This window comes from Bradyrhizobium sp. USDA 4353, assembly GCF_054063215.1.
On record NZ_JBSSGB010000001.1, the window covers coordinates 2,748,067 to 2,765,882 of the forward strand.

The following is a 17,816-nucleotide window of genomic DNA, read 5'->3' on the forward strand; positions in this document are numbered from 1 at the left end:
TGAGAAAGATCTCCATGCTCAGCGCCCAATCCGACGTCCAGGTCGATACGCCCGAGGTTCGGGTCACCGAGTGGCGGCTGGCGCCGGGCAGCGCGACGGGACGCCATGTCCATGAGATGGATTACGTCATCGTTCCCGTGACCGCGGGGGAGATGACGATCGTGGCGCCGTCGGGCGAGCGCTCCAAGGCGCAGCTCGCAGTCGGGAAATCCTACTTCCGCAAAGCCGGGGTCGAACACGATGTGCTGAACGAGACCGGTTCCGAGATCGTTTTCCTCGAGGTTGAGCTCAAGCCCTAACCATTTGTTTACCGGCATGCCGCTGATTGTGGTAACTTAAGCCGGTGATCCGGAAAGCTGCGGCGGCGTCCGAGCGGTCTCGGATTGCAGCACGGCTTCGGTCTCAAAGGCTTTCAGGAAAACGACTTTTCGCGGTTGGTCCGGGCGCGCCTCGCACCGATACGGGCCGCGGAGAGTGGGGAATGGTCCCTTAATTGTGCCTCAAAGTTCCCGCAAATACCGCGCGGGAGTGGTCAGCATGCTGAAATATCTCACGAAGTTTGCTCTGGAGATCATCCCCTCGGTGCTCGCCACCATCATCGGGGCCTACATCGTCAATCACTACATCAATACCAAGCCCGACGCCCCGCCTTCGACGGTGGCGGCCGTGGCATCGGCTGCCTATGCCAAGCTGACCGGCTCCAAGGCTGATGCGCACAAGGGCGAGGTGCCGAAGGCGGCCGACAAATCCGCAGACAAGCCGGCTGATGGCACTAAGCCCGATGCCAAGCCAGCCGAGACCGCGGCGGCGCCGTCCAGCGTTCCTGCGCCGGGGATCAAGGCGAAGGGCGTGTCGGAGAAGTCGCTGACCGACAAGGCTGCCGAGAAATCGGTCGAGGTGAAGCCGACGGAGGCGGCGAGCCTTCCGGCCGAGACGCCGGCTGCGCGCCATACGACATCGCCGCGCGAGAAGCTGATTGCTCGGGGCACCCCCGCCGAGACGCCGGCGGCACAGCCGGAGGAGCGTCGCGATGCGGCCGACCTCGCGCGCGCTGCGATCGAGCGGCTGCGGGCGAGCGAGGGCGCTGGAAAGGGATCGACTGACAGGGCAGCGGCAGAGAAGCCGTCCACCGAGACGCCGCGCGTCGTGACGGCTGCGCCGCCTGTGTCGCCGGTTCGCCCGTTGCCGCCGCCTGTGACGGTGTCGGCCCCGCCGGCGGAGCAGGGCTTCGTGATGCCGTCGGCGCCGAACCCGGCCTACACGGGATCGGTGCAGCCCGATGGTCGGCCGACGCCTCCGGCCGAGATTCCGGCGCAGCAGCTGCGCCCGCTCGATCTGCGGGCGGAGAAGGATCCGTCGATCAAGGATCAGATGTCGACCGTGGCGCAGGACATGATGTCCGCGGCCAAGTCAGTGTTCCACTCGGTGCTGCCGAAGTAATCGGCGGCATCCATCCGTGAGCTGATCTGCGAAGCGGTAGACCGTCCGGTCTGCCGCTTTTTCTTTGACCGTCAGCCGCGCCAATAGCCTGTCGCGACTGCGTGACCGCTCATCCCAGCCGTGCCGCCGAGAAACAGGCGACCAACAAACAAAAACGCGAGCCCAAGGCCCGCGCTTTTCAACTCAGCAGATGATCGTGCGGATCAGCGCGGCGCGCCGGGGCGGGCGCCTGCACCCGGACCACGGCCAGCGCCACGGTCGCCACCGGCGCCAGCGCCGAACACCGGCTTCGGCTTCATCGGCAGCAGGCCTTCGCGCTGCAGCTTCTTGCGGGCCAGCTTGCGCGCGCGGCGCACGGCTTCGGCCTTCTCGCGGGCTTTCTTCTCAGAGGGCTTCTCGTAATGGCCGCGGAGCTTCATCTCGCGGAAAATGCCCTCGCGCTGCATCTTCTTCTTGAGCGCCTTGAGGGCTTGATCGACATTGTTATCGCGAACGAGAACCTGCACGCGGCATCCTCTTTCTCAGTCTATCGGTTTGAAATCTGGTGAAGCCAGGGCTGGCAAATGGCCGCGCCCTTAACCTTGAGCGCGCCCATGTATCAGAGGAGTCCCCGGCTGTCCACCCGCTGGCGGGCTCATGACCGCAAGTTTAACGCGGCCGAGGCGGTTTATTTCAGCCCTGCCGCGGCGGCAGCGGCGAGACCTGGGTGACGTGCCCCATCTTGCGGCCGGGACGGGCAGCCCCCTTGCCGTAGAGGTGCACGGTGGCGCCGGGAACCGTCAGCCATTGCTCATAGGTGTCGATCTCGTCGCCGATCAGGTTGGTCATCGTGACGTGACCATGGCGCAGCGGCTTGCCCAGCCGCCAGCCGGCAATCGCCCGGATATGCTGCTCGAACTGGGAGATCGAGGCGCCATCGAGGGTCCAATGGCCGGAATTATGCACCCGGGGGGCGATCTCGTTGACCAGCACGCCGGGATTGGGACCGCTGGTGACGACGAACATCTCGACCGCCAGCACGCCGACATAATCCAGCGCCGTGGCGATTCGGCTGGCGATGTCCCGGGCTTCATCCGCGAGCGCATCGGGAATGCTGGCCGGGGCGCGTGAAACCTTCAGAATGTGGTCGCGGTGCTCGTTCTCGGTGACATCGAAGCACTCGACCTGGCCATCGGCGGCGCGCGCTGCGACGACCGAGATCTCGCGCTCGAACGGCACGAAAGCCTCCAAAATCGCCGATTTGGTGCCGAGCTCGGCCCAGATCCGCTCGAGGTCATCGCCTTGGCGAATCTTGACCTGGCCCTTGCCGTCATAGCCGAACCGCCGGGTCTTCAGCACGGCCGGCAGGCCGAGCCGGAACGCCGCCTCGCGCAGGGTCGCGAGCGAGGAGACATCGGCATAATTGGCGGTGCGGATGCCGAGCGAGGTGATGAAATCCTTCTCGATCAGCCGGTCCTGGGTGGTCTCCAGCGCGGAGCGGCTCGGCAGCACGGGACGGCGCGCCGCGAGCACCATGGCCGCTGCTGACGGGACGTTCTCGAACTCGTAGGTCACGACGTCGACGTCGTTGGCGAACAGCTCCAGCGCCTCGACGTCGGCATATTCGGCGCAGGTCGCGTTCAGGACCACGTCGAAGGCCGGCGAGTCCGGATCCGGCGAGAACACCTGGCAGCGCAGCCCGAGGCGGGCCGCGGCCAGCGCCAGCATGCGGCCGAGCTGGCCGCCGCCGAGAATGCCGATGGTGTCGCCGGGCTTCAGCTTGACCCGATTGGAGCCGGTCACGCCGCGCCCTCCGGACGTTCGGCGATCGCATCGGTTTGGGCCTGGCGCCACGCCGACAGGCGTTCGGCCAGCCCCGGATCGGACAGAGCGAGCACGCTCGCGGCCAGCAGCGCCGCATTGATCGCGCCCGATTTGCCGATGGCCAGCGTTCCCACGGGAATACCGGCGGGCATCTGCACGATCGAGTAGAGGGAATCGACCCCCGACAGCGCCTTGGATTCCACGGGAACGCCGAACACCGGCAGCTCCGTCAACGACGCGGTCATTCCCGGCAAATGGGCGGCCCCGCCGGCGCCGGCGATCACGACCTTGAAGCCGGCGGCCTTGGCGCCCTTGGCAAACGCGTACAGCCGGTCGGGCGTGCGGTGCGCCGAGACGATGCGGGCGTCATAGCTCACGCCGAGCGCGCCGAGTGTCTCGGCGGCATGGCGCATGGTATCCCAGTCCGACTGGCTTCCCATGATGATGGCGATCGGGGCGGTCATGGACCTCAATTCTTCTCGGGAATCCATCAGCATGGGCCGGAGTATAGGATCGGTCCCGACAGCGGCAAGCCATGGCATGGAGGTCTGAATGGACTATCCTGTCTTGGTTAAACCCGGCAAGTCCAAACCGTGGCGCGTTTAGGTCCAGGATGAAAAAGAAGCGTATCAAGAAGGTTGGACCGGCCACGAAGCGCGGACCTCGATACCATCGCAAGGCTTCGTCCCGCGCCCGCCCGCCGGCGACCGCCGCCGCGCCGGCCGGCGCCCGTCAGACCATCCGCCGCCTCAAGGCCGAGCTGGCCGCGGCCGAGGCCCGCATCGCGGAGCTGACGGCCACCGCCGAGCGCGACTTCCTGCTCGACATCTTCAACCGCCGTGGCTTCGCCCGCGAGCTGCACCGCTCGATCGCCTTCATCAAGCGCTATGACGCGACCGGCGCCCTGGTCGTGCTCGATGTCGATCGCCTCAAGCCGATCAACGACACGTTTGGTCATGCCGCAGGCGACGTGGTTCTGAAGGCGGTCGCGCGCGTGCTGGGCGAGCAGGTTCGGTCCTCCGACGTGATCGGCCGCCTCGGCGGCGACGAGTTCGGCGTGCTGCTCTGGCACCTCAGCGAGACCGATGCGCGCGCCAAGGCGGCCGCGTTGGAGGAGGCGATCGACGGGCTGAGCTTCACCTTCGGCGACCAGACCGTCCGTGCAGGGGCCTCTGCCGGGGTCGCGCTACTGGACAAGCGCGTCAACCCGGTGCGTGCGCTCGAGGAAGCCGATCGCGCGATGTACATCCGCAAGGCGCAGCGGCGGCATGACGTCCGGGCTTGAGCCCGCGCGTCGCGGCTCGATCAGAGCTCACCGAGATCGTCGGGCAGCTCGCCGAATGTGCGCAGCAGCCGCGCATCGCTGAACTCGCCCATCAAGGGATCCCCGCTGCGGCTGAAGGCGATGGCACCGATATTGTCCGGCAGCCGCGACATCGCCTCGGCGCGGCGCAGCGCCGCTGTCGAGCTCTGGCATTCCTCGGCCGTCCCGGGGATCACGGCGCCCATGTCGTCTCGCCTGAAGGGCATGGCGACGTAGTAGGTCACGTCAGGCATGGCATCATCCTCCTGGTGCTGTCGATACTCCAAGCAGATGCGGCAAAGATCCTTTGTGAGCGCGCCGTGCGGCTCAGGCCGCGCTGCTCTGCGCTTCGTCCGTGGCGGTGTTCGGCATGCAGCCGCAGGCGATGGCCGCGCGCAGCTCCAACAGCTCCAGCTCGAGATATTCGTTGGCCATGATCAGGGCCTTGATCGTGGAGCGCAGATTGCCGTCGCACATCGCGATGGCCTGATCGCAGGCTTGTTCGTAGAGGCGGTCTTGCGGAGAGAACGAGGTGGGCATCGAACCATCCTTGGCGCTGGCAGGACCTTGCGGTCGGGGGTCTGCGAGGGACGGTTTTATTGTTCTTGTTTTGTTCCATTTTGTCAAGACGGGTTCGTGGGCATCCCCACCAATCCGCTTCAATAGGACACGAGCGCTGACGCTTCGCGTCACGCGATGATGTCAGGCGTAATCTGGTCTTCGATGAAGGCGATCCGATCGCGCAGCATGAGCTTCCGCTTCTTCAGCCGTTGCAGCCGCAACAAATCGGGCGCAGGCGACAGATGCAAGGCATCGATCGCTGCGTCGAGGTCGCGGTGCTCCTGCTGCAGGCGCGCGAGTTCGGCCTGCAGTTCGCGCTCGTCTTGGTCAGCCATGATCTATGATAGCAAAAAAGCGGAAGGAAGTGGGAAGCCCTGCGAAAGGCGGTGGCGAATATTGCGCTTGCGAAGCTGATAAGCAAGCCGCGAGCCCCCGGATCTCTGCGGCTGTCCCGTGAATTTCAGGTTGGCGCGCCCTGAAGAATCGTCCGCATCCGCTCACGCTTCGTTACGCACGGCGCTCAAATCTGCATGTGCGGTCTTTTGGCCCCATCGACAGGTCAAGGGACTTGTGTACACTCAATGGCCCTGGTCGAATCTCAGGTTCACCTACCAAGGAGGTTTCGAATGGCCCTTCAGGCGCATCTCGTTGAACTGGAGCGTAAGCATAAAGTTCTTGAAAACGAATTGCATGAAGCCCTCGTGCATCCATCGACAGACGATCTGCGCATTGCCGAGCTGAAGCGACGCAAACTGATGGTGAAGGATGAGATTGAGCGTTTGAGACAGGTCACGACCGAGACGCTTCACTGACTTGTGACGACGACCGACGGTACTTCCGAGCTCAATACTGAGCGTGCTGGGATGGTGATCGCACCATCCCAGACGCAACTTGACAGATAGGCTGACATCGCGACCGGCTGCCGTATCCTGCTAGCGTGGACGGATTGTCCGCGGGGCGTCCACGATTCCGATGCCTATCAATTGTTAGTTCGCGGCGAGCTCACCGACATGAGCGGCAATCGCCAGCGACGACGTCAGCCCGGGCGATTCAATTCCGAACAGATTGATCAATCCCGTCACGCCGTGATCGCGTGGTCCCTGGATAACGAAATCCTGCGATGCCACCGCGGGCGGCACGATCTTCGGCCGGATGCCGGAGTAGCTCGGCATCAGCGCACCATCGGGCAGTGTCGGCCAATATCTGCGGATCGCCGGATAGAAGCGTTCGGCGCGCGTGGGGTCGACCGTGTAGTCGATGGACTCGATCCACTCGACATCGGGACCGAAGCGGGCCTGGCCCGCCATGTCGAGCGTGAGATGGACGCCGAGCCCACCGGGCTCGGGAACCGGATAGATCAACCGGCTGAACGGCGCCTTGGCGCTGCAACTGAAGTAATTGCCCTTGGCGAGATAGGCGGTCGGCACCTGGTCCGGCGGCATGCCCTCGATCAGGCGGGCGACCGCGGGGGCGCTGAGGCCGGCGGCGTTGACGAGCAACTGACAGGACAGCGTCATCGGCTGCTCGCCGCCGGCATCGAGCTCGATCGCGCCGTCGACCGCCTTGGCGCGCAGCAGCGGGGTATGGAAGGCCAAGGCGCCGCCGGCATCCTCGATCTCGCCGCGCAGCGACAGCATGAAGGCGTGGCTGTCGAGGATTCCGGTCGAGGGTGACAGCAGCGCGGCCTCGCAGGCCAGCGCCGGCTCCATCGCCTTCGCCTCGGCGCCGGTCAGAAGCCGCATGCCCTCGACGCCGTTCGCCTCGGCATGGGCGCGGATGCCATTCAGCTTCTCGGTCTCCGCCGGGCTCGTGGCCACGATCAGCTTGCCGCAATTGCGGTAGGGAACACCATGCTCGTCGCAATAGCGGTACAGCATGCGCTTGCCGCTGACGCAGAAGCGGGCCATCAGGCTGCCGGCCTTGTAATAGATGCCGGCATGAATCACCTCGCTGTTGCGAGATGACGTGACGGTGCCGATGTCCTCGGCCGCCTCGAGGACGATGACCTCGCGGCCCGCTCTGGCCAGCTGGCGGGCAATCGCAAGTCCCACCACGCCCGCACCGACGACGACGCAATCAACCTTTTCCATACGCGTTCCTGAAACAATCCCGGGAGGTCACGGCTCTCTGCAATCGGCGGTGGGCGGAACCTTCATGCCAAGCACGCCGCTGCTTAGCAAACCATTCATCATAGGAGGTCATCGCCCGAATTTGCTTCGTCTTTTTCGAAGTTTGCCGAAACCGTTTACCCGATCCCAACCGGTCGGGCCAGAGAATGCCATCCGGATACCGCGGGTGATTGATGGCTGGCAAGTTTTGGCAGGCGAGCGACCGAAGCGCGTTTCCGGCGCGTGTCGTTGCGGCCTCGGTGGCCGCCATGACGGCCGGGACGCCGGCGTGCGGATGGGCTGCCTCGCCCGGTTTTTCCCCCTCATTCTATCTCGGCAGCGTCGAACCCGATGTGCTCTGGGAGGTGCTGATCGGCGGCATCGTCGTCTGCGCGTTCCTGGCGTCGGTCGTGATCTGGATTCATCAGGCGTTGCGGCGCACCCGGCGCGCCGAGCTTCGGCGCAACGCCTTCATCAGCTCGGCCCTGAATAATCTCAGCCAGGGGCTGATGCTCACCGACGCCGCCAACCGCGTCGTGTTCTACAACCACCGCTTCCTCGAGATCTACGGCATGAGCCGCGCCGACATTCCGCCGGGCTGCACCGGCCGGGACCTGGTCGAGCTGCGGCGGCAGCGCGGCCTGCTCACGATGTCGGTGGAGGACTATGCGCGGCAGGCGCGCGAGCCCGAGGGCTGCCTGACCGAAATGCCCGGCGGACGGGCGGTGCGCGCCAAGATCTTCCGGCTGCCGAATGGCGGGTCGATCGGCATCCATGAGGATTGCACGGTGCAGCGCAAGCTCGAGGACGAGCTGGCCTCGACCAAGCAGTTCCTGGAATCGGTGCTGAACCATGTTCCGGTCTGCGTCGCCGCCAAGACCATCGAGGACGGCCGCTACGTGTTCGCCAACCGCGCGTTCGAGGAGTTCTCGCGCATTCCGCGCGAGCGCATCGTCGGCAACCTTGCGCGCGACCTGTTCTCCGCCGAGACGGCCGCCAACATCGAGGCGGCCGACCGGGCGGCGACTCTGGCCCCGGACACGTCTCACCGCAGCGAGTTGGTCATCCAGCGCGGCCGCAAGCAGCTCATCCTGGATTCCAACCGCGTCGTGGTCCGCAACGACAGCGGCAAGCCGCAATTCCTCATCTCGGTGTTCGACGATGCCACCGAGCGCCGCTCGCTCGGGCGCGAGCTGGAGGACACCAAGAAGTTCCTCGAGCTGATCGTCGACAACATCCCGGTGTCGCTGATCGTCGAGAGCGTCAATGACGGCCGCTATCTGCTCGCCAACCGCAGCGCCGAGATCATCCTCAACCGCAAGCGTGAGGAGGCCACCGGCCTGACGGCGGCGGATATCTTCAATCCGCGCGAGGCCCGGCTGATCATCGCGCGCGACGAGGCGGCGATCAAGAAGCGCAGCCTGATGACCGAGGAGCATCCGATCTCGACCAAGGACGGCCTGCGCCTGTTCCTGACCCGGCGGGTGACGGTGCTCGGCGACAGCGGCGAGCCGCAATATCTGATCAAGACCTATGAGGACGTGACCGACCGGCGCCAGACCGAATCGCGGATGGCGCACATGGCCTATCATGACGGCCTAACCGACCTGCCGAACCGCGCCGCCTTCCTGCAGGCGCTGAGCCAGATGATCGAGGCGTGCCGGGACTCCGACGAGGAATTCGCCGTCCTGAACGTCGACCTCAAGGCGCTGAAGGATGTCAACGACGTCTTCGGCCATGCCATCGGCGACAAGCTCCTGATCGAGGTCGCCCGCCGCGTTCACACCGTCGCCCGCGGCGGCGTCGTCGCGCGCCTGTCCGGCGATGAGTTTGGATTGATCATCGACGGCAAGCAGCCGGAGGCGGGCAGGGCGCTCGCCGAACAGCTGGCGGAGGCGATTGCCGTCGAATTCCAGATCGACGGCAAGTCGATCCGCACCGCGCTGACCACCGGCATCTCGGTGTTCCCGCACAACGGCTCGGATCCGGCGTCGCTGCTCGCCAATGCCGGTGCCGCCTTGTTTCGCGCCAAGGCCAAGGCCCGCGGCAGCATCACCTTCTACGAGCCGGAGATGGACCAGCAGATCCGCGACCGCCGCGTGCTGCACCAGGAGCTCTCGGTCGCGATCAAGAATGGCGAGCTGTCGTTGTACTTCCAGCCGCAGGCGAGCTCGGGCCGCACCGTCGATTCCAGCGAGATCATCGGCTTCGAGGCGCTGGCGCGCTGGCAGCATCCGGTCCGCGGCTTCGTGCCGCCGAGCGACTTCATTCCGCTCGCGGAAGAGAGCGGCCTGATTGTCGAGATGGGGGAGTGGATCCTGCGCGAGGCCTGCCGCGAGGCGGCGTCATGGCCGAAGCCGCTGCAAGTCGCCGTCAACCTGTCGCCGGCCCAGTTCGTCCATGGCGATCTCGTCGCGCTGGTGCATTCGATCCTGCTGGAGACCGGGCTCTCGCCCGGACGGCTCGAGCTCGAGATCACCGAGGGCGTGCTGATCGAGGATTTCGACCGCGGCGTCTCGCTGCTGCGCCGGCTGAAGGCGCTCGGCGTCCGCGTCTCGATGGACGATTTCGGCAGCGGCTACTCGTCGCTCAGCTATCTGCAGGCGTTCCCGTTCGACAAGATCAAGATCGATCGCGCCTTCGTCATGAATCTCGGCCGCAACCCGCAATCGGCCGCGATCATTCGTGCGGTGATCGGACTTGGCCACGGCATGAACATGTCGATCGTTGCCGAAGGCGTCGAGACGCCGGAGCAGCTCGGCTTCCTCGCCGAGCAGGGCTGCGACTCCGTCCAGGGCTACCTGCTCGGCAAGCCCTTGCCGATCGACAAATATGACGGCGTCGTCGGCCGCGCGCATGACGATCTCGTCGCGACCGTGCGCAAGACCGGCTGACCGAGCACGCCTCACCGTAGGATTGCGGTCAGAGGCTGCCGCGCAACAGCGCCGATTTATCCGCTCATCTCACAGCTCCGCCGCTACGAGAATCAGTGACCGAGGTCTACGATCCCGCGTCCTGACACGCTCGAAGATTTGGGCAGCATGGCGGACTACGATCTCGCAATCATCGGTGGCGGTCTGAACGGCGTCAGCCTCGCGCGCGATGCGGCGGGCCGTGGCTTGCGCGTCATCCTGATCGAGCAGGGCGATCTTGGCGGCGCCGCGTCGTCTGCGACATCCAGGCTGGTGCATGGCGATCTCGCTGCGCTGGAGCGCCGCGGCTTCCTGCGCGTGCGCCGGGCGCTCGCCGAACGTGATGTGTGGCTGACGATTGCGCCGCATGTCGTGCGCCCGGTTCGCTTCGCGATTCCCGCCCACGCCAACGAACGGCCGCAGTGGCAGTTGCGCACCGGGCTCTGGCTGTATGATCGTCTCGCGACGCGCAACCGCCTGCCGGCCGCAGCGACGCTCGACGTCACCCATCATCCGGTCGGCGACGCGCTGAAGCGTCCGTTCGGCACGGCGTTCGAATATTCCGACTGCGTCGTCGACGATTCCCGCCTGGTCGTGCTGACGGCACTCGATGCCGCCGAGCGCGGCGCCGATGTCAGGACCGGCGCCCGCTGCATCCGCGCGGACCGCGATCGCATCTGGCGTCTGGCGATCATCGACCGCGGTCATCGCCGCATCATCACCGCGCACGCCCTCGCCAATGCGACGGGCGCCTGGAGCGTCTCGACCGCAGAGACCGTGCTGCGCCAGCGGCCGCCGCGCGTGGCGGCACGGCAGGTCGGCCAGATCGTCGTGCCCAAGCTGTTCGATGTCGACGCGGTCTACGTGTTCCAGAACTCCGACGGACGGCTGATCTTCGCCCAACCCTATGAGCGGGAGTTCACGCTGATCGGAACGGTGGCCCATCCATTCAGCGGCGATCCCGCGGTCGTGGCCATGCCGGCCGCGGATGTCAGCTATCTCTGCAAGGCCGCCAATCGCTATTTCCGCTCCGACATCCAGCCGGTCGATGCACTCAGGACGATCTCCGGCGCCAACATGATGCTGATGAAGGGCGACGACGGCCGGCAGATGGAAACGGTCGTCAGCCTCGATGCGGGCCGGGGCAGGGCGCCGCTGCTCACGCTGTGCGGCGGCGACGTCACCACTGCGCGGCGCCGTGCCGAGCAGGCGGTGTTGCGGCTCGCACGGTTCCGTTCGATGTCGCCGTGCTGGACGGCAGGCGCGCCGCTGCCCGGCGGTGACTTCGCCTGGGAGCGTTTCGAGGACCTCGTCGACGACGCTCGGGATCGCTGGCGCTTCCTCGACGAAGCCGAGGCGCGCCGCCTCGTCGGCGCCTACGGCACGCGGATCACAGAGATCCTGGGCGATGCCCGAAGCCGCGCCGATCTCGGCCAGGCTTTCGGGGCACATCTGACGGAGGCCGAGGTTCGCTATCTCATGACCAGGGAATGGGCTCGGTTTGCCGATGACGTGCTCTGGCGGCGGACCAAGCTCGGGCTGACCATGTCAGCCGCCGAGCGCGACGCCCTCAACGCCTTCATGGTCACCGTCGCCAGCGGCCGGAGCGGGTCTGTTGCACGTGAAGGGGACGGGGATAGCCGGGCCCGTACGGTTGAGCTGCAGTCGATCGGCGGCTAGCTTGCGCTGCGCCGCGCCATTGTGAGCCGGCAGGGTGATTTGACCGGATCATGGCTGACGACATCGCGACTTCAGAGCCTGCCGCCGAGCCGGCGGCATCGCCTCCGCCGGACCCGCGTCCTGATCCCCAGCCGCCGATCCTGCGGATCGAGAATGTCGTGAAGACCTTCGGCAGCTTCCGCGCCGTCGACGGCGTCTCGCTGGATATCCGCGCCGGCGAGTTCTTCGCGCTGCTCGGCCCGAGCGGCTGCGGCAAGACCACGCTCTTGCGCATGCTGGCCGGCTTCGAGACGCCGGACGAGGGCCGCATCCTGCTGTCGGGCGAGGACATCGCGCAAGTGCTGCCGCATGAGCGCCCGATCAACATGATGTTTCAGAACTACGCGCTGTTCCCGCATCTCAACGTCCGCGACAACATCGCCTTCGGCCTCAAGCGCGCCGGCATGCCGCGCGGGGAGATTGCCACGCGGGTGGCCGAGATGGTGGCGCTGGTCCGGCTCGAAGGGCTGGAGAAGCGCAAGCCCGATCAGCTCTCCGGCGGCCAAAGGCAGCGCGTGGCGCTGGCGCGCTCGCTGGCACGGCGCCCGCAGGTGTTGCTGCTCGACGAGCCGATGGCCGCCCTCGACAAGAAGCTCCGCGAGAGCACGCAGCTCGAGCTGATGGAGTTGCAGCGCCGGCTCGGCATGACCTTCATCATCGTCACCCACGACCAGGAAGAGGCGATGACGGTGGCCACCCGGATCGGGGTGATGAATGCCGGCAAGCTCGAGCAGGTCGCGGCGCCGCGGCGCCTCTACGAGGAGCCGGCCTCGCGCTGGGTCGCGGAGTTCGTCGGCGACATCAATCTGTTCGAGGGCGAGGTGACCACGCGGGAGCCGCTGCGGCTCCGGGTCGCGACCTCGACGGCGGGCGAACTGGTCGCGGCGCAGCCGGTGGCTCCCACCAGCGAGAGCAAGGTCGCGGTGGCGATCCGCCCTGAGAAAATCCGTCTCGCGCTTCGTCGGCCCGCAGGCGATGCGGCGGGGATCAATTGCGTCGAGGGCGTCATCAGCGATGCCAGCTATCTCGGCGGCAAGACGGTCTACAAGATCAAGCTCGATGGCGGCGCGGTGCTGCACGCCGCGCAGGCCAACACCGCGCGGCTCGATGCCGACGGCTATGGCCTGAACCAGCGCGTCGTCGCCTGGTTCACCCCTGATGATTGCGTGGTGCTGGAGCGATGAGCGCGCGCCGCATCTTCTCACGTCCGGCGCGCTTCGCCGCGATCGCGCCCTATGTCTGGATGGTGCTGTTCTTCCTGGTGCCGTTCGCCTTCGTCCTCAAGATCAGCCTGTCGCAGACCGCGATCGCGCAGCCGCCCTATACGCCTGTGTTCTCGCTGGCCGATGGATTATCCTCGCTTCGCGAGGCCTTTGCGGCGCTGTCGCTGGACAATTTCCGCCTGCTGCTGTCGGACGATCTGTATCTCGCATCCTATCTGCGCAGCGTCGTCGTCGCGCTGACGTCGACGGCGATCCTGCTGCTGATCGGCTATCCCATCGCCTATGGCATGGCGCGGCTGCCGCGGCGCTGGCAGGGCATCGCGATGATGCTGGTGATCGTGCCGTTCTGGACCTCGTTCCTGATCCGCATCTATGCCTGGGTCAACATCCTCCAGCATGACGGCCTGTTGAACCAGGTCCTGCTCGCGCTGCACATTGTGTCCGCGCCTGTCGTGTGGCTGTCGACCGACGCCGCCATGTATGTCGGCATCGTCTATTCCTATCTGCCGTTCATGATCCTGCCGCTGTTCGCGACCTTGACGAAGCTGGAGCCGGCGCTGGAGGAGGCCGCCGCCGATCTCGGCGCGACGCCGCGCGAGACCTTCTGGCTGGTGACGTTCCCGCTGTCGCTGCCCGGTGTCGGCGCAGGCAGCCTGTTGTGCTTCATCCCGATCGTCGGCGAGTTCGTTATTCCCGACCTGCTCGCCGGCTCGAAGTCGCTGATGATCGGCCAGACCCTGTGGCTGGAGTTCTTCACCAACAAGGACTGGCCGGTCGCCTCCAGCATCGCCGTCGTGCTGCTGGCCGTCCTGCTGCTCCCGCTGCTGCTGTACGATCGGCTGCAGCGTCGGCAGTTGGAGGAGAGCCGGTGATGGCAAGCTCGCTCTTGACGCTTGCTCCGCTGCCCACCCTCCCCTGGAGGGGGAGGGTCGCCTCACATGCAGCGAAGCGGAATGAGAGGCGGGGTGGGGTGATCCCTCCGCTGGCACCGGTGCGCGCGGATAGATCACCCCACCCCGCTCGCCCGCTTCGCGTGCGATCGACCCTCCCCCTCCAGGGGAGGGTGGTCCTCAGCCGAAGCTGCTTCGAAACGTTCTGCAGGCTGAGGTCTGCTTCGCGGGAGTTCATCCCGCATGTCTAATCCCTCCCGCCTGTCCCGCTTCAACGTCGCCTCGCTCTCGCTCGGGCTCGCCTTCCTGTATCTGCCGATCCTGATCCTGGTGATCTACTCGTTCAACGCCTCGCGGCTGGTGACGGTGTGGGGCGGCTGGTCGCTGCGCTGGTACCACGAGTTCTTCAATGACGGCGCCATGATCGACGCCGCCTGGATGAGCCTGCGCGTCGGCGCAACGTCGGCAACCGTCGCGACGGTGCTCGGCACGCTCGCCGCCGTGGCGTTGTCACGCGGCCAGGGGTTTCGCGGCCGCATGCTGTTCTCCGGCATGCTCTATGCGCCCCTGGTCATGCCCGAGGTCATCACCGGCCTGTCGCTGCTGCTCCTGTTCGTGGCGCTGGAGGCCGAGCGCGGCTTCTGGACGGTCACCATCGCCCACACCACGCTGACGATGTGCTTCGTCGCGGTCGTCGTACAGTCGCGCCTGGTCTCGCTCGACCGCAGCCTGGAGGAAGCAGCGATGGACCTCGGCTGCGATCCGTTCCGCGCCTTCGCGATGGTCACCCTGCCGCTGATCGCGCCGGCGGTGGTCGCCGGCTGGATGCTCGCCTTCACGCTGTCCCTCGACGACCTCGTGATCGCGAGCTTCACCACCGGACCCGGCTCGGCGACTTTGCCGATCCGGATCTATTCCGAGGTGCGGCTGGGTGTGAAGCCGGAGATCAACGCGATCTGCACCTTGGTGATCGGGCTCATCGCGGTGGTCATCGTGATCGCGTCCCTCGCGTCGAAGCTGTCGAGCGACCGGGGCGAGAGTGCAGCTCCGCTCTAACGATTGTTGTTGTCGTGCAGCGTCACTCGGCAGCGAACAGCTGCAACGCAGCCGCCAGGACCGCGCGATGGACCGCGCCGCGATCGACTGACGGCGGATCGACGCAACTGGCGGGATCGGCGTTGCGGCCCAGTTCGGTGCTCTCCGGCAAGAACACATAGTGCCCCGCGTCATCGGCGACGACATCGAACCTGCTGTGAGGCAACCGCTCCTGCAGCCAGCGCGCCGAGGGCAGCAGCGCATCGGCGCCGCCGACCATGATGCGCGTCGGCACGGTGATCGCGGCAACGCTGTCCTCCGAGAAGCCCTGCACCGAGCGGCCGGGCGCGAGCAGCAGCGCCGCCTTGATGCGGGGATCGTGATACGACTCCGACATCCGCCCCCAGGAGTTGCGGAAGATCTGGCTCGTCTCCATCAGCCGCGGCAGATGATCGACGAGGTCGGGAAACTCGCGCGGACCGCGGCCGAGATTGGCGCCGGGCGCGAACGGCGAGCGGATCATGATGGCGCCGAGCAGGGCGGTGGCGGTGACGCCGCCGAGCGAGTAGCCGACGGCGAAGATGCGATCCGGATCGATACGGCCTGCGAAGTCCGGATCAGCGACGAGGTGGTCGATCAGCAACGAGATGTCGCGTGGCCGCTCCCATGAGCACAGAAAGGCCTCGGCCCTATATGGCTCGGCATTGCTGTTGCCGTGGTGATTGAGGGCGACGGCGATGAAGCCGCGGGCAGCCAGCTCGCGGGCCAGCCATTCGAACTGCAGGCCGTTGCAGCCGGTGCCGTGCGAGTAGACGACGAGCGGATACGGCGCATCACCGACCAGCGGCGCATTTAGACCCGCAGGCCCCGCCTTGAACCATCCTTGCGGCCACGGCGCCACCGGAAGCGCGGTTTCGACGGCGCTGTCCGCGGCCGGGTACCAGGCGAACCAATCGATCGGTCGCGGCCCGTCGCCGTCCCAGTTCGGCCGCGAGGCGTCCGTGAAGCGACCCTGGCGAAACCCGACGCCCATCACGCCGTCACGACTTCACGGCGCCCGCGGTGAGACCGCCGACCATGTAGCGCTTGAAGGCGTAGTACACCGCGGCCGGCGGCAGCGCGTAGATGAAGCCGGTGGTCATCAACAGCTCCCACGGCGAGTCGTCGGCGGCGAGGAAGTTGCCGAGCGCGACGGGAAGCGTGATCGCCTTGTCGTTCGACAGCAGCAGGAACGCGTAGAGATACTCGTTCCAGGCCAGCAGCACCGCATAGGTTCCGATCGCGACCAGCGACGGCATCATCAGCGGCACATAGACGAGGCGGAAGATCTGCAACGGACTCGCGCCGTCCATCACGGCGGCTTCGTCCAGCTCGACGGGCAGCTTGTCGGAGGCCTGCTTCAAGACCCAGATCGCGTAGGGCGAGGCGATGGTGACCATCGCCAGAATCAGCGACCAGTCGTTGTTGAGCAGGCCGTATTTACCCATGGTGCGATACATCGGCACCGCGAGGAACGCCGCGGGTATGAAATAGGTGAACAGCGCGAGGTTCATCACCACGCGGCTACCGGGCACGCGCAGGCGCGAGATCGCGTAGGCCGCGCAGGTCGCGATGATCAGGGTCAGCGCGCCCACGGCGACCGCAATGATCACGGAGTTGCCGAACTGGATCCAGAAGTCGCGCAGGAAGTAATGCTGCTGGTGGAACACGATCGAGAAATTATGCAGGGTCGGATGATCCGGCCACAGCTTGCCCGAGAACGCGTCCTCCTTGGGCGAGATCGCGAACAGGAACATGTGGTAGATCGGGATCATCGTCCAGATGAAGACGGGAATGCCGATCAGCAGCAGCCGGGCCTCGGTGCCGACTTCGCGTAAGGTAGGGAGCTTCATCACGACAACCGCTTCATCATGAAATAGACCAGGGGGAGCACCAGCGGCATCGCGCAGACGATCGAGGCCATCGCGAGGCTGAGCTGATCGAGCCGGAGATAGCGGATGCCGAGCGTCGACAGCACATGCGTCAGATCGGCCGGGCCGCCGCCGGTCAAGAGATAGACGCTGTTGAAGTCGCCGAGCGTCCAGATCATCGAGAGCAAGGTGCAGGTGATGTAGAGCGTCTGCATCGACGGCCAGGTGATGTAGCGGAACTTCTGCATCCAGGTGGCGCCGTCGACCTCGGCGGCCTCGAACAGGTCCTGCGAGATCGCGAGCCGGCCGGTCATCAGGATCAGGGTCCAGAACGGCAGCGACTTCCAGATGTGCATGCCGATCGCCATGCCGAGCGCGATCGTCGGGTCGTTGAGCCAGTTCGGGCCGTCGTCGCCGGTCAGGCTGAAGATGAGGTGGTTGACCATGCCCCATTCTGGATTGAGCATGAAGCGCACCGACAGGATGGTCGGAATCGAGGGCACCGCCCAGGGCAGGATGAAGATGACCGACAGCCATTTGATCCAGCCGCGCTGCTGGATGAAGAACCCGGACAGAAACAGCGCGATCAGCATCTTCAGATTGATGCCGACCAGCAGGAAGATCAGCGTATTGACGGCGGCGCGCGCGAAGATCGGGTCGTTGACCAGCGCGACGTAGCTTGCGGGATCGCGCGCCAGCCACAGGCCGTAGCCCACGGGATAGACGACGAAAGCGAGGAACACGAGCAGATAGGGCGCGAGCATGACGATGCCCCACACCTGCGGCGGCGTCAGCCGCGCCGGCCGCGGCGCCTCCGCGAGCGCGGAATCGGAAGCTGAGAGCGTGATCGCCATGATGGTCTCTTCTGGTCGTCTCTTCCTGCCGATAACCAAACCGGCCGCATGGGCTGCG

At 65.9% G+C, this 17,816-nt stretch carries 19 protein-coding genes; 9 read left to right on the top strand and 10 right to left on the bottom strand.

Going from position 1 to position 17,816, the window contains the following annotated elements:
- The first annotated feature begins 14 nt into the window (after nt 1–14).
- Nucleotides 15–299 carry a cupin domain-containing protein gene (locus tag ACVILH_RS12305; RefSeq protein ID WP_434832062.1) on the top strand — a complete coding sequence of 95 codons (285 nt, stop codon included), beginning with the start codon at nt 15–17 and terminating at the stop codon, nt 297–299.
- A gap of 238 nt (nt 300–537) precedes the next feature.
- Nucleotides 538–1,440, top strand: coding sequence for a hypothetical protein (locus ACVILH_RS12310; RefSeq protein ID WP_456713117.1), 903 nt, complete (start codon nt 538–540; stop codon nt 1,438–1,440).
- A gap of 203 nt (nt 1,441–1,643) precedes the next feature.
- Here the strand turns inward: ACVILH_RS12310 and rpsU are convergent, their stop codons facing one another.
- The 3 genes from rpsU to purE all read right to left on the bottom strand — a co-directional run bounded on the left by rpsU (nt 1,644) and on the right by purE (nt 3,707).
- The gene (gene rpsU / locus ACVILH_RS12315; RefSeq protein WP_006612200.1) at nt 1,644–1,946 is read right to left on the bottom strand and encodes a 30S ribosomal protein S21; all 303 of its coding nucleotides are present in this window, start codon (nt 1,944–1,946) and stop codon (nt 1,644–1,646) included.
- A 166-nt stretch (nt 1,947–2,112) separates the two neighbouring features.
- Nucleotides 2,113–3,222, bottom strand: coding sequence for a 5-(carboxyamino)imidazole ribonucleotide synthase (locus tag ACVILH_RS12320; RefSeq protein WP_456713118.1), 1,110 nt, complete (start codon nt 3,220–3,222; stop codon nt 2,113–2,115).
- Nucleotides 3,219–3,707: a 5-(carboxyamino)imidazole ribonucleotide mutase gene (purE, locus tag ACVILH_RS12325; protein WP_456713119.1), complete on the bottom strand. Its 489-nt coding sequence runs from the start codon at nt 3,705–3,707 to the stop codon at nt 3,219–3,221. Before purE ends, ACVILH_RS12320 begins: the two co-directional genes overlap by 4 nt.
- 149 nt (nt 3,708–3,856) lie before the next feature.
- Here purE and ACVILH_RS12330 point away from each other — a divergent pair, with 149 nt between their 5' ends.
- Nucleotides 3,857–4,528 carry a GGDEF domain-containing protein gene (locus ACVILH_RS12330; RefSeq protein WP_456713120.1) on the top strand — a complete coding sequence of 224 codons (672 nt, stop codon included), beginning with the start codon at nt 3,857–3,859 and terminating at the stop codon, nt 4,526–4,528.
- Nucleotides 4,529–4,548: 20 nt separating this feature from the next.
- Here the strand turns inward: ACVILH_RS12330 and ACVILH_RS12335 are convergent, their stop codons facing one another.
- The 3 genes from ACVILH_RS12335 to ACVILH_RS12345 all read right to left on the bottom strand — a co-directional run bounded on the left by ACVILH_RS12335 (nt 4,549) and on the right by ACVILH_RS12345 (nt 5,442).
- Entirely contained in the window at nt 4,549–4,800 is a 252-nt protein-coding gene (locus ACVILH_RS12335; RefSeq protein WP_456713121.1) for a hypothetical protein, read from the bottom strand.
- A 73-nt stretch (nt 4,801–4,873) separates the two neighbouring features.
- A complete protein-coding gene (locus tag ACVILH_RS12340) occupies nt 4,874–5,086 on the bottom strand; it encodes a hypothetical protein (protein WP_456713122.1) in 213 nt (70 codons plus the stop codon).
- Between the two features lie 149 nt (nt 5,087–5,235).
- Nucleotides 5,236–5,442 (bottom strand): YdcH family protein, encoded by a 207-nt coding sequence (locus ACVILH_RS12345; protein WP_006612194.1) that lies wholly within the window; start codon nt 5,440–5,442, stop codon nt 5,236–5,238.
- Nucleotides 5,443–5,733: 291 nt separating this feature from the next.
- Between ACVILH_RS12345 and ACVILH_RS12350 the strand changes: the two genes are divergently transcribed.
- Nucleotides 5,734–5,919, top strand: coding sequence for a YdcH family protein (locus tag ACVILH_RS12350; protein ID WP_456713123.1), 186 nt, complete (start codon nt 5,734–5,736; stop codon nt 5,917–5,919).
- A 174-nt stretch (nt 5,920–6,093) separates the two neighbouring features.
- On the opposite strand, the gene ACVILH_RS12355 is transcribed toward ACVILH_RS12350, so the two are convergent.
- Nucleotides 6,094–7,197 carry an NAD(P)/FAD-dependent oxidoreductase gene (locus ACVILH_RS12355; RefSeq protein ID WP_456713124.1) on the bottom strand — a complete coding sequence of 368 codons (1,104 nt, stop codon included), beginning with the start codon at nt 7,195–7,197 and terminating at the stop codon, nt 6,094–6,096.
- A 212-nt stretch (nt 7,198–7,409) separates the two neighbouring features.
- Here ACVILH_RS12355 and ACVILH_RS12360 point away from each other — a divergent pair, with 212 nt between their 5' ends.
- From ACVILH_RS12360 to ACVILH_RS12380, 5 genes are all read left to right on the top strand, one after another.
- On the top strand, nt 7,410–10,109 hold the full coding sequence (locus ACVILH_RS12360; protein ID WP_456713125.1) for a sensor domain-containing protein: 2,700 nt from the start codon (nt 7,410–7,412) through the stop codon (nt 10,107–10,109).
- A 147-nt stretch (nt 10,110–10,256) separates the two neighbouring features.
- Entirely contained in the window at nt 10,257–11,807 is a 1,551-nt protein-coding gene (locus ACVILH_RS12365) for a glycerol-3-phosphate dehydrogenase (RefSeq protein ID WP_456713126.1), read from the top strand.
- Nucleotides 11,808–11,857: 50 nt separating this feature from the next.
- The gene (locus ACVILH_RS12370; protein ID WP_456713127.1) at nt 11,858–13,030 is read left to right on the top strand and encodes an ABC transporter ATP-binding protein; all 1,173 of its coding nucleotides are present in this window, start codon (nt 11,858–11,860) and stop codon (nt 13,028–13,030) included.
- On the top strand, nt 13,027–13,941 hold the full coding sequence (locus tag ACVILH_RS12375; protein ID WP_456713128.1) for an ABC transporter permease: 915 nt from the start codon (nt 13,027–13,029) through the stop codon (nt 13,939–13,941). Before ACVILH_RS12370 ends, ACVILH_RS12375 begins: the two co-directional genes overlap by 4 nt.
- Before the next feature lie 261 nt (nt 13,942–14,202).
- Entirely contained in the window at nt 14,203–15,015 is an 813-nt protein-coding gene (locus tag ACVILH_RS12380; RefSeq protein WP_456713129.1) for an ABC transporter permease, read from the top strand.
- Between the two features lie 22 nt (nt 15,016–15,037).
- Here the strand turns inward: ACVILH_RS12380 and ACVILH_RS12385 are convergent, their stop codons facing one another.
- From ACVILH_RS12385 to ACVILH_RS12395, 3 genes are read right to left on the bottom strand one after another with little or no spacing between them, the layout of a single operon-like run.
- The gene (locus ACVILH_RS12385; protein ID WP_456713130.1) at nt 15,038–16,027 is read right to left on the bottom strand and encodes an alpha/beta hydrolase family protein; all 990 of its coding nucleotides are present in this window, start codon (nt 16,025–16,027) and stop codon (nt 15,038–15,040) included.
- Between the two features lie 7 nt (nt 16,028–16,034).
- Complete coding sequence (locus tag ACVILH_RS12390) at nt 16,035–16,886, bottom strand: carbohydrate ABC transporter permease (RefSeq protein ID WP_009030131.1); 852 nt, start codon at nt 16,884–16,886, stop codon at nt 16,035–16,037.
- A complete protein-coding gene (locus ACVILH_RS12395; protein WP_456713131.1) occupies nt 16,886–17,758 on the bottom strand; it encodes a carbohydrate ABC transporter permease in 873 nt (290 codons plus the stop codon). Before ACVILH_RS12395 ends, ACVILH_RS12390 begins: the two co-directional genes overlap by 1 nt.
- Between the last annotated feature and the right edge of the window lie 58 nt (nt 17,759–17,816).